Raw genomic sequence first — 14894 nt, 5'->3', positions numbered from 1 at the left:
CCTCCCCGCATGCTTCGCCGAACCACCCTGGCTGCGGCCGCGCTCGTCGCTGCCGGCGCCCTGCTGCTCACCGCATGCACCGGCGCCACCGCGCCGACGCCGTCGAACACCGGTGGAACCCCCGACCCTGATGCCTCCGTGGCCGTCCGCCTCGTGGCGGAGCCCGGAAACCTCGACATCCGCGAGACCGCGGGCGCGGCGCTCGATCAGATCCTGGTGGACAACGTGTACCAGGGCCTCGTGTCGCGGACGGCCGATCAGGAGATCGTCCCGGCGCTCGCGAGCGACTACGAGGTGTCGGCCGACGGCCTGACCTATACCTTCACCCTCCGCGAGGGGGTCACGTTCCAGAACGGCGAAGAACTCACCCCCGACGACGTCGTCTGGTCGCTGCAGCAGGTCAAGGACACCGCGAGCTACCGCGACTCCGCGCGCCTCGCCGGCGTGAGCACGATCGCGGCCGAAGGCCAGACGATCACGCTGACGCTGAGCGCGCCCGACTCCACCCTCCTGTGGAACCTCACCGGCCGCGCGGGTCTCATCCTCAAGAAGGACGACGCGACCGACCGGAAGACCGCCGCCAATGGCACGGGCCCGTACACGTTGACGGACTGGAAGCAGGGCGACTCGATCACGTTCACCCGCAACGACGCCTACTGGGGAGAGAAGGCGCAGGTCGCCGAGGTCGTCTTCAATTACCTCCCGGAGACACAGGCCGCCCTCAACGGCGCCCTGGCGGGAGAGCTCGATGTGCTCACCGGCTTCGACGCCAACCTCACCGACCAGGTCGAGGCGAACGGCGACTTCGCCGTGACGCTCGGCCAGTCCACCGACAAGGGCACCCTCGCGATGAACTCGACGAAGGCACCCCTGAGCGACATCCGTGTCCGCCAGGCGATCCGCCAGGCGATCGACAAGAAGGCGATCGTGGAGGCGTTCGCCGCCGGCCAGACGCAGTATGGCCCGATCCCCGAACTCGACCCGGGCTACGAGGACCTCGAGTCCGTCGCACCGTTCGATCCGGCCGCCGCAAAAGAGCTCCTCGCCGAGGCCGGCGCCGAGGACATCACTCTGACGCTCACGATCCCCTCCTTCTACGGCACGACGGTGTCGCAGATCCTCGTCTCGAACCTGAACGACGTGGGGATCACGCTGAAGGTCAATGCGGTCGAGTTCTCCGCCTGGCTGCAGGACGTCTATATCAACCAGGACTACGACCTCAGCTTCGTGCTGCACACCGAGGCGCGCGACTTCGAGAACTGGGCGAACCCGGAGTACTACTTCACGTACGACAACGCCGAGGTCCAGAAGCTGTACGCCGACTCGCTCGCCGCGACCGACGACGCGGCCGCCGCCGACCTGCTGAAGAAGGCGGCGAAGATCGTGTCCGAAGACATGGCCGCCGACTGGTTGTACAACGGCGCATCGACCGTGGCGATCGCCTCCGGAATCACCGGGGTTCCGACCGTGAACACGAACGAGCGTCTGAACCTGGCTGAGTTGGTCAAGAGCGAGGGGTGATCCGCTACGCACTGACGCGACTGGCCCTGCTGCTGCTGGGCCTGTTCGTCGCCAGTGCGCTGATCTTCCTCACGTTGCGGATCCTCCCCGGCGATGTCGCTCAACTCATCGCCGGGGTGGGCTCCACTCCCGAGCAGGTCGAGGCGATTCGACAGCGACTGGGTCTCGACACTCCCCTGCCGGCGCAATACTTCACCTGGATCGGCGGGGTGCTCCGCGGAGACCTCGGCACCTCCCTGCTCACCGGCGCCCCGGTGGCGACCGAACTCGCGCAGAAGGCGCAAGTGACGGTCCCGCTCGGCCTCCTCTCGCTCACGGTCGCCCTGCTGATCGCGCTGCCCCTGGGCGTCGCGTCGGCGATGCGCCGCGGGCGGCCGGACGGCACGGCGCTGAGCGTCGGCGCGCAGACGCTCGCCGCGGTCCCGGTGGTGTGGGCCGGCATGATGCTCGTCCTCGTGTTCGCGGTCTGGCTCGGCTGGCTCCCGGCGCAGGGTTTCCCCCGCGACGGGTGGTCAGACCCCGGTCTCGCTCTACGTTCGCTGCTCCTCCCGGCGCTCACGATCGGTGTCGTCGAAGGTGCCATGCTGTTGCGCTTCGTGCGGTCGGCGACGCTGCAGGCGGTCGGTCAGGACTTCGTCCGCACGGCCGCGGCCAAGGGGCTCACGCGCAATCAGGCGCTCGTGCGCCACGGTCTGCCCACCGTCGGACTGTCGATCATCACGGTGCTGGGGCTCCAGATCGCGGGCATCATCGTCGGCGCCGTCGTGATCGAGCAGCTGTTCGGCCTGCCGGGCGTCGGGCGGATGCTGGTGGCCGACGTCGGCAATCGCGACCTCCCGAAAGTGCAGGGTGAACTGCTCGTCTTGACCGGTTTCGTGTTGATCGTCGGGTTCCTCGTCGATCTCGTCCATCGGGTCATCGACCCCCGGCAGCGGGAGGCGGAATGACCAGACGATTCGCCTGGCCGGCCCGGCTGTGGGCGCTGTCGACGAGCCGGTTCGGGATCATCGTGATCGCGATCGTCGGTCTCGTGGCCGTGATCAGCGTGTTCTGGCTGCCGTTCGACCCGAAGAGCGTCGACATCGCGAACCGGTGGGCCCCGCCGGGATGGCCACACGTGCTCGGCACGGACGGATCGGGCCGTGACATCGCGAGCCTGCTGATGGCCGGCGCACGCACGACCGTCTGGGTCGCGCTCGGCGCGGGCGTGATCGCGACGCTCATCGGCCTCGCCCTCGCCGCGCTCGGAGCCCTGACGGTGCGGTGGGTGCGCGAAAGTATCGCGGTGTTCGTCGACATCCTCATCGCTTTTCCGGTGCTGCTGATCGCGATGATGATCTCCGCGGTCTGGGGCGGATCGTTGTGGGTCGTGATCGTCTCGGTCGGCATCGGTTTCGGCGTGAATGTCGCACGCGTGACCCGTCCGGAGCTCCGCCGGGTTCTCCACAGCGACTTCGTCCTGGCGGGGCGCGCGAGCGGCCTCTCACCGTGGCAGAACCTGTGGCGTCATCTGCTTCCGAACGTCGCCCCGGTGTTCATCGTGCAGTTGTCCTGGGCGATGGCCGTCGCGGTCCTCGCCGAGGCGGGCTTGTCCTACCTCGGGTTCGGAGCACCGCCGACCGAACCGTCGTGGGGCCTGCTGTTGGCCGAGCTGCAGTCCTTCATTTCGGTGCATCCGCTGACCGTCGTGTGGCCCGGCCTCGCGATCACCCTTACCGTGCTCGGACTCAATCTCCTGGGCGACGGTCTACGTGATGTGACCGACCCGACGCTCTCGCGGCGGGGCGCCGCCGCCCGCACACACGTACCGGAGGTCGTCGCGTGAGTCTCGAGGTACGCGATCTCACGATCGACATCGCCGGACGTCGCGTCGTCGACGGCGTCTCCTTCGATGTCCCCGAGGGGGCACGGGTAGGCCTCATCGGCGAATCGGGTTCGGGCAAGTCGCTCACTGCACTGGCTCTGCTCGGGCTCCTCCCGGATGGCGCTGTCGCGGGCGGCAGCATCCGCTGGCAGGGCCGCGAGCTCCTCGGCCTCCCCGACCGCGAGCTCGCGAAGATGCGCGGAGACGAGATCGGCATCGTGTTCCAGGAACCGCGGACGGCCCTCAACCCGATCCGCACGGTGGGACGCCAGATCGCCGAGTCCATCCGCATCCATGAAGGACTCGGACGCCGCACGGCGCTGGCCCGCGCCGTCTCCGAGGCCGAGCGGGTGCATCTTCCGGGCCCCGCGCAGATCGTGCGGCGGTATCCGCACCAGCTCTCCGGTGGCCAGCGCCAACGCGTCGCCATCGCGATGGCCTTGGCATGCCGCCCCCGCCTGCTGATCGCGGACGAACCCACGACGGCGCTCGATGTGACGATCCAGGCCGAAATCCTCGACCTGCTGCGCACCCTCGTGGAACGCGACGGCATGTCGCTCGTCTTCATCACTCATGACCTCGCTGTCCTCTCCCAGGTCGCGACCCACGCCGTCGTGCTCGAAGACGGCCGGGTCGTCGAATCCGGCCCTCTCACGACACTGCTGACGGCGCCGAGTTCACCGGTGACGCAAGGCCTGCTGCGCGATGCGACCGCGACGCTCTGGCGACCGGGAGGCGCCGCATGACCGAGACACTCATCCGCGGCCGCGGTCTGACGCGCCGCTTCCGCACACCGGCCCGCCGATTGTTCGAGCCCGCCACCGTCACGACGGCGCTCGACGATGCCGACATCGACGTCCGCGAGGGGTCGGCGGTCGGGATCATCGGCGAATCCGGATCGGGCAAATCCACGCTCATCCGCCTGCTTCTCGGCCTCGACACCCCGACGTCCGGAAGCGTCGAAGTCGCCGGGCGCGTGGTGGATGCCCGGGCCTCCGCGCGAGATCTGCACTGGTTGCGCAAGCAGACCGGGATCGTCTTCCAGGACCCGTATGCGTCGCTCGATCCTCGGATGAACGTGGGGCGCATCATCGGTGAACCCCTCTGGGCGCTGGGGATCCCCGGCGACCGGAGGGAGCGGGTCCGCGACGTGCTCGCGCAGGTGGGACTGGACGCCGACATGGCGGCGCGGTATCCGCACGAGTTCTCCGGCGGACAGCGTCAGCGCATCGCCCTCGCGCGCGCCATCGTGCACCGCCCCCGCATCCTGATCGGCGACGAACCCTTGTCGGCGTTGGATGTCACCGTCCGCGCGCAGATCCTCGATCTTCTCCGCGATCTGCGCCGCACCGAGCACCTCACGCTCGTGATGGTGTCCCACGACATCGGCGTCGTCCAGAGCCTCTGCGACGAAGTCATCGTCATGAAAGACGGCCGCATCGTCGAAGAGGGCCCCACCGAGAAGGTCCTGCTGCAGCCGCAGGTCTCATACACGCGACGGTTGCTGGCCTCGATTCCGGTCATCGATCCGCGCTGACACTGACGCGCGTCAGAGGCCGGGACTAGCCTGTCGCCATGCCTGAGATCGTCCCTCCCTACCTGTTGTCCCGGCTCGCGGCCACGCAGGAGCCGCACCTGGCTCGCGCGGCCGCCGCGGCGCGGGCGACGCTCGCCGCGCCGCGCAGGTATCTGCCGGTGCGCGCGAACATCGACCTGTCCGTCGATGGCGGTGCGCTCGTCGTCGAAGCCTCCCCCGCTCCGGACCGCGTCATCAGCGACGCGCAGACCCGCGAGGAACTTCCCGGCGTCCGGGTCCGCGGCGAGGATGATCCCGTCAGCACCGACACCGCCGTCAACCAGGCCTTCGACGGGTTGGGGGCGACGTTCAGGCTCTACTGGGACGCTTTCGGCCGGTCCTCGATCGACGCTGCGGGCGGGACTCTGCCGGCGACGGTGCACTACGGGGATCGCTACGACAACGCGTTCTGGAACGGTGAGCGCATGGTCTTCGGCGACGGCGACGGCGAGGTCTTCACCGGGTTCACCCAGTCGCTGTCAGTGATCGCGCACGAGCTCACGCACGGAGTGGTCGAGTACTCCGGTGGTCTGGCCTACTCGGGGCAATCCGGCGCCCTCAACGAATCGCTCGCCGATGTGTTCGGTGCCCTCACCGAGCAGCACGCGGCCGGGCAGGAGGCGGCGCAGGCGACGTGGCTGATCGGCGAGGGGATCTTCACGGATGCCGTTCAGGGCACGGCCCTGCGTTCCCTGCGCGCACCGGGCACCGCCTACGACGACGACGTCCTGGGCCGTGATCCGCAGCCCGCGCACATGCGGGACTTCGTCGTCACCGAAGCCGACAACGGCGGCGTGCACATCAACTCCGGCATCCCGAACAAAGCGTTCTTCCTAGTCGCGACGGCGCTCGGCGGATACGCCTGGGACCGCGCCGGGCACATCTGGTACCTCGCGATGACGGGAGGCTCCCTTCCGCCGTCGGCCGACTTCGTGACGTTCGCCGCCGAGACTCTCGCGATCGCCACGCAGGAGTACGGTGAGGGATCGGAGGAGGTCGACGCCGTCCGCGCCGGGTGGATCGGTGTCGGCGTGATCGAGGATGACGAATCAGCCTGAGCCCCTCGAGTCCGAGGGCCCTGCGACGCTGTCGGTCGTCGTCGAGCGCACGGGCGGCTTCGCGGGCCTCACGCGGACGTGGCGGGTCGATGCGGTCGCCGCCGAGTATTCGAGATGGGCCGACCTGGTCGATCAGTGCCCGTGGGAGCGCCTTCCGCCGTCGCCGACGAAAGGCGCGGACCGCTTCTCCTGGATCGTGTCGACGCACCGCGGAAGAGAGCGTCGCCACGCTGAGCTGGCTGAGCAGGAACTCACCGGACCGTGGAAGGAGCTCATCGACGCCGTGCGGGATCGTGCGCAGACCGAGCGCGCGCGATCAGCGAGCACGCCGCCCGAAGAGTGAGCGTTTCTTCCGCCCCACCAGATGCTTCTGGAGGTAGATCGTGCCGATCGAACGGCCGAACTTGAACCCGACCCTCCCCATCCGGCCGACCTCGACGAACCCGAGCCGTTCGTGCAGCGCGACGGAGGCTTCGGCGCCTTTGTCGCTGATGACAGCGACCATCTCGCGAATGCCGAGCTCTTCACACGCCGCGATCAGCGCTTCCAGCAGCGCTCTCCCCAGGCCCTTGCCTGTGGCGGCATGACCGAGGTAGATCGAGTTCTCCACCGTGTAGCGGTAACCGGACGTGCCCGTCCACGGGGCGACGAGACCGTACCCGAGGATCTGGCCCGAGGGCGAGACGGCCACGAGGAATGGCAGGGAGATCTTCTGCAGAAAATCGAACTTGTCGAACCACTGCTGGTGCGACCACTTCTTCTCGTCGAGAGTGGCGATGGAGTTGGTGACGTAATAGTTGTAGATCTCGCGCACGTGCGGCATGTCGGTGCGCACGGCCGGGCGGATCTCGTAGGCGAACGGATGCTCGGTCTCGGGTTGCCGGCGCAGATGACGCGGAACGCGGCGCCGCGACTTGTCGTATTCCTCCTCAAGCATGCGGCTCAGCCTACGCGGAGGGGTCCGCGGGCGGGAGGCGCCAGTCGATCGGGGGCGCGCCGAGCTCGCCGAGCAGATCGTTCGTCCGTGAGAACGGGCGCGAGCCGAAGAAGCCGCGTCGCGCCGACAACGGGGAAGGGTGCGCCGAGGCGATGATCGGCGTCTCGCCGAGCAGCGGGCGCAGGCTTTCGGCATCCTTCCCCCAGAGAATCGCGACGAGCGGTCCGGGGCGGTCGGCGAGAGCGCGGATCGCGTGCGCCGTGACCTTCTCCCACCCCCACCCGCGGTGCGATCCCGCAGCGCCGGGCGCGACGGTGAGCACACGGTTGAGGAGCATGACGCCCTGATCGCTCCAGGCCGAAAGATCACCGTGCGGTGCGGGCGGGATGCCGAGATCGCTCTCGAGCTCCCGGTAGATGTTGGTGAGGCTCCGCGGCAGCGGGCGCACGCGCGGGTCGACGGCGAAGGACAGGCCGATCGCGTGGCCCGGCGTGGGGTAGGGGTCCTGCCCCACGATGAGGACCCGAACCCCCGACAGCGGGCGTGCGAACGCGCGGAGGACCGCATCGCCCGCGGGAAGCGACGACCTGCCGGCATCCTCCTCGGCGCGCAAGCGATCCCCGATCGCCGCGATGTCGCCGGCGACCGGTGCGAGCGCATCAGCCCAGTCGGGGGCGATCACGCCCGCCGCAGCGAGGTGATCGAGTGAGCGAGACATCATGCGCTCGCCGCGGCCGCATCCTCCTGGACGACAGATCCACGCAGCGACCAGGGGAAATCGATCCACAGGTCGGTCTCGCGCCACACGAAGTCGGGGCGGGCGATGGATCCGGGCTTCGTGTACAGACAGACCGAGCGCACGTCGGCCGCGCGCGCTGCGAGGAGATCGACGGCGAGCGCGAGAGTGCGTCCGCTGTCTGCGACGTCATCGACGAGAAGTACCCGCTTGCCGGCCAACGAGGCAAGGTCGAGATCGGGCGACAGCAGCACGGGTGCCTCCAGGACCGTCCCCACCCCGGTGTAGAACTCGACGTTCAGCGCGCCGCAGCTCTTCACCCCCAGCCCGTACGCGATCGCCCCACCGGGCAGCAGTCCGCCGCGGGCGATCGCCACGACGACGTCCGGCTCGAAGCCGCTCGCGACGATGCTCCGCGACAGCTCGCGCGTCGCGTCACCGAACCCGGTCCACGTCAGGGTTTCGCGCTGTGCGCTCATGCTGTCTCCTTCGGGCGAAATGTCAGCCTACGGCGCTGCCGGGTCCGCGCGCGCCGCGACCCTAGACTGATCGCCGTGTCCACGCTCCCGTCCACGCCCCTTCGCACATCGGCCCTCGGCATCACCGCGGGTCTGATCGGGTGGTTCATCCTCGTCGAGATCGTCAGCGGGATTCTGCAGGGCTACTACGTGCCGCTGTTCAGCGACATCGTGGTGTCGCTCGGCATCCACGATTCGGACGTCAACTGGTTCGAAGCCGCACAGCTGCTGCTGTCTGCACTCGTTGTGCCGATCCTGGCGAAGCTCGGCGACATGTACGGCCACAAGCGCATCCTGCTGATCGCGGCGATCCTGACGGCGGGCGCCACCTGGTGGCTGGCGTTCGCGACGTCGTTCTGGAGCTTCCTGATCGCCTGGGCGTTGCAAGGCTTCTACGTCGTCTGGCTGCCGTTGGAGATCGCCCTCATCTTCGAGCGCGGGCGCGCGCAGAGCCGGGGCGTCTCCACGACGCGGCGCGCGGCCGGCCTGCTCGTCGTCGGGCTGCAAGCCGGTGCGATCATCGGCGCACTCGCGGCCGGCCGGATCTTCGCCGCGACCGGGGAGAATTTGACCGCGACGCTCATCGTGCCCGCGATCGCGGTCACCCTCGTGGCGATCGTGATCTGGATCGGCGTGCCGGAGTCCACACCCGAACCCGGACGGAAGCTCGACTCGGGCGGATTCGTGCTCTTGGCGATGGCGCTGCTCCTGGTCACGAGCGCTCTCACCTTCTTGCGACTCAACGGACCCAGCGCCGTGTGGGTGTGGATGCTGCTGATCGCCGGCATCGCCGGCTTCGCCGTCTTCGTGTGGTTCGAACTGCGTCAGGACGACCCCGCGGTCGACATCCGCGTGCTGCGCCGCCCGGAAATGTGGCCCGTGCAGGCCACGGCGTTCCTCGTGGGGATCAGCCTGCTGGGCGCACAAGGACCGCTGTCGACCTACGCCGGCACAGACCCCGCCCTCGGCTACGGGCTCGGACTCGACGCGACCGAGCGGTCGAACATCATCGGCGTGTATCTCGTGTCGCTCATCGTCGGCGCCATCGTGTTCGCCGTCACCTCCCGACGCGCGAGCCCGCGCGTCGTCCTGATCGCGGCGGCGCTGCTCGTGGGGATCGGCTACGCGCTGTTCCTGCCGTTCCATCTGGAGCTGTGGCAGGTACTCCTCAACCTCTCGATCGCCGGGCTCGGCTGCGGCGCCCTTGTCGGCGCGATGCCGGCGGCCGCCGCCGCGGCGGCTCCCCGCGGGCAGACGGGCATCTCCTCGGCCCTGACCAACACGACCAAGACGATCGGCGGGACGTTCTCCTCCGCCGTGTTCGGGGTCGTGCTCGCCGCTGGTGCCGGAGCTGTCGCGAGTGAGACCGCGGCATCCCTCGGCGGCTACCTCACCGTGTGGGCGATCTGCGCTGCGGGCGGTTTCCTCGCGGCGATCTTGCTGGTGTTCGTGCCGAAAGTCGCCTTCGCCGACGCTCCCCCGGCCTGAACCGCGCGTCAGGTGCGCGGGCGCAGGGGCCCCCGCGCCAGCACGTGCTGCGCCGACTGCGCGACGGGACGCATCGCGATCAGGTCGAGGTTGACGTGTCCGGGCGCGTTCAGCGCGTACCGGATCACATCGGCCACGTCTCCGGCCACGAGCGGGTTCTCGACGCCCTCGTAGACCTTCTCGGCGCTCGCCTGGTCGCCGCCGAGCCGGTTCACGGTGAACTCTTCCGTGAACACCATGCCGGGAGCGACCTCGGTCACCCGAATGGGCTCACCGTTGAGTTCGAGCCGCAGCGCGTGGACGAGCATCGCCTCACCGGCTTTCGCCGCGTTGTACCCGCCGCCACCCGGGTACGCCGTCTGCGCGGCGGTCGACGTGACGTAGAGCGTGTCCGCGTGGTCGCCGTCGTCGGTGATCGACGCCCGCAGGAGCGGCAGGAGAGCCGCCGTGACGAGTTGCGCGGAAAGGACGTTGACCTCGAACATCCAGCGCCAGTCGGCCGCGCGGCCGTCCTCGATGCGGTCGGCGCCGCGGGCGCCACCGGCGACGTGGACGAGTGCGTGCACGGGACCGGTGGATCCGAGGTGCTCGGCGAGAGCGGCGACATCTCCCTCGTTCGTGAGATCGGCCGCAAAGGACGCCGAACCGACTTCGGCATCGAGGGCCTCGAGCCGGTCCGCGCGGCGTGCGACACCCACCACGTCCCAGCCCGCCGCACGGAGGGCTCGGACCGTGGCCTCACCGATTCCCGAACTTGCCCCTGTCACCACTGCGCGTCGCAAACTCATGCCACCACGCTACCGGCCGCCGACATTACGTCACATTTCCCGGAGGTTGTTGACACGGACCCGTCCGCCCTACTGTCGGTGGAGTCGCCGGCATCCGCCCGCGCCACCGACGAACATCGCAGGAGTCGCACCGTGTCCGCACCCGAGAACTGGCGCTTCGAGACCACCCAGATCCATGCCGGCGCCGCGCCGGACCCCGTCACGAAGGCCCGCGCGACTCCGATCTACCAGACCACGTCGTACGTGTTCGACAACGCGGATCACGCCGCCAACCTCTTCGCGCTCGCCGAATTCGGCAACATCTACACGCGCATCCAGAACCCGACACAGGCTGTCGTCGAAGAGCGCGTCGCGGCGCTCGAAGGCGGCACCGGCGCGCTCCTCGTCTCGAGTGGCCAGTCGGCGACGACCTTCGCCGTGTTGAACATCGCCGAGGCGGGCGACCACATCGTCTCGTCGAGCTCGATCTACGGCGGCACGTACAACCTGTTCAAATACACCCTCGCCAAGCTCGGCATCGAGACGACCTTCGTCGAGAACCAGGACGACCCCGAAGAGTGGCGCCGCGCCGTCCGCCCGAACACGAAGCTCTTCTTCGGCGAAACGATCGGCAACCCGAAGATCAACGTCCTCGACATCCGGGCCGTCGCGGATGTCGCGCACGAGGTCGGTGTTCCGCTCGTCGTCGACAACACGATCGCAACCCCCTACCTGATCAAGCCGTTCGAGTTCGGCGCCGACCTCATCGTCCACTCCGCGACGAAGTTCCTCGGCGGCCACGGCACGACCATCGGCGGCGTCATCGTCGACGGGGGGTCCTTCCCCTGGTCGGAGCACTCCGACCGGTTCCCGGGCCTCACGACCCCCGACCCCTCGTACCACGGAGCGGTCTACACCCAGGCGGTCGGCGATGGGCTGGCCTACATCATCAAGGCGCGCGTCCAGTTGCTCCGCGACCTCGGTGCGGCCATCTCGCCGCAGAGCGCATGGTTGCTCATCCAGGGCATCGAAACACTCTCGCTGCGTATCGAGCGGCACGTCCAGAACGCGCAGGAGATCGCGGAGTGGCTCGACAGCAGTGACGACATCGCCTCGGTCAACTACTCCGGCCTGCCGAGCTCGCCGTGGTACGCCGCCGCGAACCGCTACGCCCCGAAGGGTGTCGGCGCGGTGCTGTCGTTCGAGCTCAAGGGTGGGGTGCAGGCGGGTCGCGAGTTCGTCAACTCGCTCAGCCTGTTCAGCCACCTCGCCAACATCGGCGATGTGCGTTCGCTCGTGATCCACCCGGCATCCACCACGCACGCGCAGCTCACACCCGAGCAGCAGCTGACCGCCGGTGTGACCCCGGGGCTCGTGCGCCTGTCCGTCGGCCTCGAGAACGTCGAAGACCTGAAGGCCGATCTGGAGCAGGCCCTCGCCGCCGCGCGTCGCCTCTCCGAGGCCGCGCGCGCCTGACCCCTCTCCCCTGCGAGTCACCAACTCCGCAGAATGTCGCGAACTCCGCATCCATCGCTGTCATCGGATGCGGAGTTCGCGCATTTCTGCGGCGTTCGCGCGCGACGAGGGGCGTAACACGACGGCGGGGACCCCTCCCGACCGAGAGAATGGATGCCATGGACTGGCAGACCTCCGAAGACACGGTGCCGACCGCACCGATCACGGAGGCCGACGCGCGCCTGCTGCGCGGCCGTCCGCCCACGACCGGGGCGTGGCGGGACGGCGATCCGATGGGCGACCGGCACTTCGCGACCCTGGGTGCCTTCGCGACCGAAAGCGGGTCGGAGCTTCCGGGCATCCGTCTGGCGTACGAGACATGGGGCGAACTCACTCCTGCGCGCGACAACGCGGTGCTGGTGCTGCACGCCCTCACCGGAGACAGCCATCTGCGCGGACCGGCAGGCCCCGGACACCCGACGGCGGGCTGGTGGGGCGACATCGTCGGCCCCGGCGCGCCGATCGACACAGACCGCTGGTTCGTCGTCGCTCCGAACATGCTCGGTGGATGCCAGGGCTCGACCGGACCGTCCTCGATCGCCCCGGATGGCTATGAGTGGGCGTCACGGTTCCCGTATCTCACGATCCGCGATCAGGTCGCCGCGCAAGTGCGCCTCGCCGATGCGCTCGGTGTGGAGGTGTGGGCCGCCGTCATCGGAGGGTCGATGGGCGGGATGCACGCGTTGGAGTGGGGCATCGGCGAGCCCGACCGGGTACGCCGTCTCGCGGTGCTGTCGGCCCCGCCGATGACGACTGCCGATCAGATCGCGCTCAACGGCGTGCAGCTCGAGGCGATTCAAATGGATCCTCGCTTCGCGGCCGGCGAGTACTACGACTCCGGCGACGGCGACGGGCCGCATCGCGGCCTCGCGCTCGCGCGCCGCATGGCGCTGCTGAACTACCGCAGCCCGACCGAGCTCAATCAGCGTTTCCAGCGATCCTGGCAGTCCGGCAAGAGCCCGCTCGGGCACGGCGGACGGTTCGCGGTCGAAAGCTACCTCGACTTCCACGGCAACAAGTTCACCCGACGGTTCGATGCGAACAGTTACATCGCGCTCGTCGAGGCGATGGATTCGCACGACGTCGGTCGGGGGCGCGGGGGCATCGAAGACGCCCTGGCGCGAGTGCAGGCGACGACGCTCGTCCTCGGTATCGACAGTGACCGGCTCTTCCCGGTCGACGGTCAGCACCGCATCGCGCGCGGCATCCGCACGACGATCGATCCGGATGCGGTCGTCCTCTCCAGCGACTTCGGACACGACGGGTTCCTGATCGAGACGGCCGCCGTGGGCGCGCACGTGCGCCGGCTGCTGGAGTCCTGAACCTCAGGCGGCGACGAGCGAGGGGCGGCGGGCCTCGAGGCGGAAGCTGACGAGCGCGAGGGCGAGTCCGGCGGCGGCGAGACCGACACCGACCCACACCGGGGCGACGAATCCGAAGCCCGCCGCGATCACCACACCGCCGAGGAACGCGCCACTGGCATTGCCGATGTTCAACGCCGAGTGATTGAGTGCCGCGGCGATCGACTGATTGTCGCCGGCGACGTCCATCAGGCGCGTCTGGATCGTCGGGCTCAGCACCGACGAGACGAAGCCGACGGCGAAGACGAAGAACGCGAGCGCCACGATCCACTGCGCCGTCAGACCGAGGAGGGCTTGGACGGCGATCAGCAGGACCATGCCGCCCACGAGCGTCCGTTTCAGATCGAGGTCGGCCAGGTGTCCGCCGACGAGGTTTCCCGCCGTCATGCCGATACCCATGACGACCAGGATGATCGGCACGGCCCACTCCGGCGACCCGGCGACATCGGTCACGATCGAGGCGATGTAGCTGTACGCGGCGAAGAATCCGCCGAAGCCGATCGCCCCGACACCCAGTGTCAGCCAGACCTGTCCGATGCGGAACGCGCCGAGCTCGGCGCGCAGTGTCCGCCCGGGGTCTCCGGCGTGCGGGGGAACCGTGAACGCGATCATCACGGTGGCGAGGGCAAAGATCGCCGCGACCAGGAGGAACGCGATGCGCCACCCGAACTGCTGGCCGAGGAAGGTCCCGATCGGCACGCCCACGACGTTGGCGACCGTGAGGCCGGTGAGGACGAACGCGACCCCCTTCGCCCGCTTGCCGGGCCCGAGGACGTCTGCCGCGACGAGCGCGCCGATGCCGAAGTACGCACCGTGTGGCAGGCCTGCGAGGAATCGGGATGCCGCGACCAGCTCGAATGTCGGCAACACGAACGTGAGGGCATTGAAGACAGTGAGCGCCGTGGCCAACGCCAGCATGACCCGGTGGCGCGGATACTTCGCGACCGACGCGGCGATCGTGGGAGCCCCGACGACGACCCCGAGCGCATAGAGGGTGATGAGCCACCCGGCCCCTGCGACGGCATCCTCCGGTGAGGCGGCCCAAGCAGCCGGCTGGAGATCGGCCGCGATGTTGGGAAGGAGGCCCATCACGACGAACTCGGTCATACCGATGCCGAAGGAGCCGATGGCGAGGGAGAGGAGCGCGGAAGAGCGATTCACAGGCACATCGCCGCACTCCTCGAAGTAATCGAGGAGGTCACTCGCTACAGCTTACCGGCGCGCGAGTAAGGCAGGCGCTACTCGGCTCCGTCCTCCAGCGCCTGCTCCAGCCGGTCGATCTTCGCGTCGAGCTCACCGGTGTATCCGGGACGGATGTCGGCCTTCAAGACGAGCGAAACACGCGACCCGAACGGCAGCACGGCCTCCGTCGCCGTTTTGACGACGGCGAACACGTCATCCCATTCGCCTTCGATCTCGGTGAACATCGAGGTCGTCCGGTGGGGCAGGCCCGACGCACGGACGACGGCGACGGCGGCCGCGACGGCGTCGTGCACCGAGCCGTCAGAGCGGCCGGTGCCGGACGGGGCGACGGAGAAGGCGATCAGCATGGG

16 protein-coding genes are annotated in these 14894 nt (G+C 68.9%); 10 read left to right on the top strand and 6 right to left on the bottom strand.

From position 1 onward, the window contains the following. Window positions 1–9: 9 nt before the first annotated feature. From N4R40_RS10870 to N4R40_RS10840, 7 genes are read left to right on the top strand one after another with little or no spacing between them, the layout of a single operon-like run. Window positions 10–1521, top strand: a complete 1512-nt coding sequence (locus N4R40_RS10870; RefSeq protein ID WP_261607388.1) for an ABC transporter substrate-binding protein — start codon at window positions 10–12, stop codon at window positions 1519–1521. After that, entirely contained in the window at window positions 1518–2468 is a 951-nt protein-coding gene (locus N4R40_RS10865) for an ABC transporter permease (RefSeq protein WP_261607387.1), read from the top strand. The genes N4R40_RS10870 and N4R40_RS10865 overlap by 4 nt, the downstream gene beginning before the upstream one ends. Further along, window positions 2465–3346, top strand: coding sequence for an ABC transporter permease (locus N4R40_RS10860; RefSeq protein WP_261607386.1), 882 nt, complete (start codon window positions 2465–2467; stop codon window positions 3344–3346). Before N4R40_RS10865 ends, N4R40_RS10860 begins: the two co-directional genes overlap by 4 nt. Beyond that, window positions 3343–4131, top strand: coding sequence for an ATP-binding cassette domain-containing protein (locus N4R40_RS10855; protein WP_261607385.1), 789 nt, complete (start codon window positions 3343–3345; stop codon window positions 4129–4131). The genes N4R40_RS10860 and N4R40_RS10855 overlap by 4 nt, the downstream gene beginning before the upstream one ends. Further along, window positions 4128–4922, top strand: a complete 795-nt coding sequence (locus tag N4R40_RS10850; RefSeq protein WP_261607384.1) for an ABC transporter ATP-binding protein — start codon at window positions 4128–4130, stop codon at window positions 4920–4922. The genes N4R40_RS10855 and N4R40_RS10850 overlap by 4 nt, the downstream gene beginning before the upstream one ends. Before the next feature lie 38 nt (window positions 4923–4960). Continuing rightward, entirely contained in the window at window positions 4961–6019 is a 1059-nt protein-coding gene (locus N4R40_RS10845) for a M4 family metallopeptidase (RefSeq protein ID WP_261607383.1), read from the top strand. Continuing rightward, window positions 6003–6362, top strand: a complete 360-nt coding sequence (locus tag N4R40_RS10840; protein ID WP_261607382.1) for a protealysin inhibitor emfourin — start codon at window positions 6003–6005, stop codon at window positions 6360–6362. The genes N4R40_RS10845 and N4R40_RS10840 overlap by 17 nt, the downstream gene beginning before the upstream one ends. Here the strand turns inward: N4R40_RS10840 and N4R40_RS10835 are convergent. From N4R40_RS10835 to N4R40_RS10825, 3 genes are read right to left on the bottom strand one after another with little or no spacing between them, the layout of a single operon-like run. Further along, the gene (locus tag N4R40_RS10835; RefSeq protein ID WP_261607381.1) at window positions 6336–6956 is read right to left on the bottom strand and encodes a GNAT family N-acetyltransferase; all 621 of its coding nucleotides are present in this window, start codon (window positions 6954–6956) and stop codon (window positions 6336–6338) included. The genes N4R40_RS10840 and N4R40_RS10835 overlap by 27 nt on opposite strands. A 10-nt stretch (window positions 6957–6966) precedes the next feature. Beyond that, window positions 6967–7677: a uracil-DNA glycosylase gene (locus tag N4R40_RS10830; RefSeq protein WP_407665874.1), complete on the bottom strand. Its 711-nt coding sequence runs from the start codon at window positions 7675–7677 to the stop codon at window positions 6967–6969. Next, window positions 7674–8171 carry a phosphoribosyltransferase gene (locus N4R40_RS10825; RefSeq protein WP_261607380.1) on the bottom strand — a complete coding sequence of 166 codons (498 nt, stop codon included), beginning with the start codon at window positions 8169–8171 and terminating at the stop codon, window positions 7674–7676. The genes N4R40_RS10830 and N4R40_RS10825 overlap by 4 nt, the downstream gene beginning before the upstream one ends. Window positions 8172–8246: 75 nt before the next feature. On the opposite strand from N4R40_RS10825, the gene N4R40_RS10820 reads away from it, so the two are divergent. Further along, the gene (locus tag N4R40_RS10820) at window positions 8247–9698 is read left to right on the top strand and encodes an MFS transporter (protein ID WP_261607379.1); all 1452 of its coding nucleotides are present in this window, start codon (window positions 8247–8249) and stop codon (window positions 9696–9698) included. A gap of 8 nt (window positions 9699–9706) precedes the next feature. On the opposite strand, the gene N4R40_RS10815 is transcribed toward N4R40_RS10820, so the two are convergent. Continuing rightward, entirely contained in the window at window positions 9707–10486 is a 780-nt protein-coding gene (locus N4R40_RS10815; protein ID WP_261607378.1) for an SDR family oxidoreductase, read from the bottom strand. Window positions 10487–10618: 132 nt separating this feature from the next. On the opposite strand from N4R40_RS10815, the gene N4R40_RS10810 reads away from it, so the two are divergent. Together N4R40_RS10810 and metX are read left to right on the top strand one after the other, a co-directional pair. After that, window positions 10619–11941, top strand: a complete 1323-nt coding sequence (locus N4R40_RS10810; protein WP_261607377.1) for a bifunctional o-acetylhomoserine/o-acetylserine sulfhydrylase — start codon at window positions 10619–10621, stop codon at window positions 11939–11941. 158 nt (window positions 11942–12099) lie between these two features. Next, window positions 12100–13302 (top strand): homoserine O-acetyltransferase MetX, encoded by a 1203-nt coding sequence (gene metX, locus N4R40_RS10805; RefSeq protein ID WP_261607376.1) that lies wholly within the window; start codon window positions 12100–12102, stop codon window positions 13300–13302. A gap of 3 nt (window positions 13303–13305) precedes the next feature. On the opposite strand, the gene N4R40_RS10800 is transcribed toward metX, so the two are convergent. Both N4R40_RS10800 and N4R40_RS10795 read right to left on the bottom strand, forming a co-directional pair. Next, entirely contained in the window at window positions 13306–14508 is a 1203-nt protein-coding gene (locus tag N4R40_RS10800; protein WP_407665873.1) for an MFS transporter, read from the bottom strand. Between the two features lie 71 nt (window positions 14509–14579). Continuing rightward, window positions 14580–14891 carry a thiamine-binding protein gene (locus N4R40_RS10795; RefSeq protein WP_261607375.1) on the bottom strand — a complete coding sequence of 104 codons (312 nt, stop codon included), beginning with the start codon at window positions 14889–14891 and terminating at the stop codon, window positions 14580–14582. Between the last annotated feature and the right edge of the window lie 3 nt (window positions 14892–14894).

This window comes from Microbacterium memoriense, from assembly GCF_025398275.1.
GTDB classification, from domain to species: domain Bacteria; phylum Actinomycetota; class Actinomycetes; order Actinomycetales; family Microbacteriaceae; genus Microbacterium; species Microbacterium memoriense.
The sequence above is the reverse complement of the archived record's forward strand: the minus strand, read 5'-3'. Positions and strand labels throughout refer to the sequence as shown.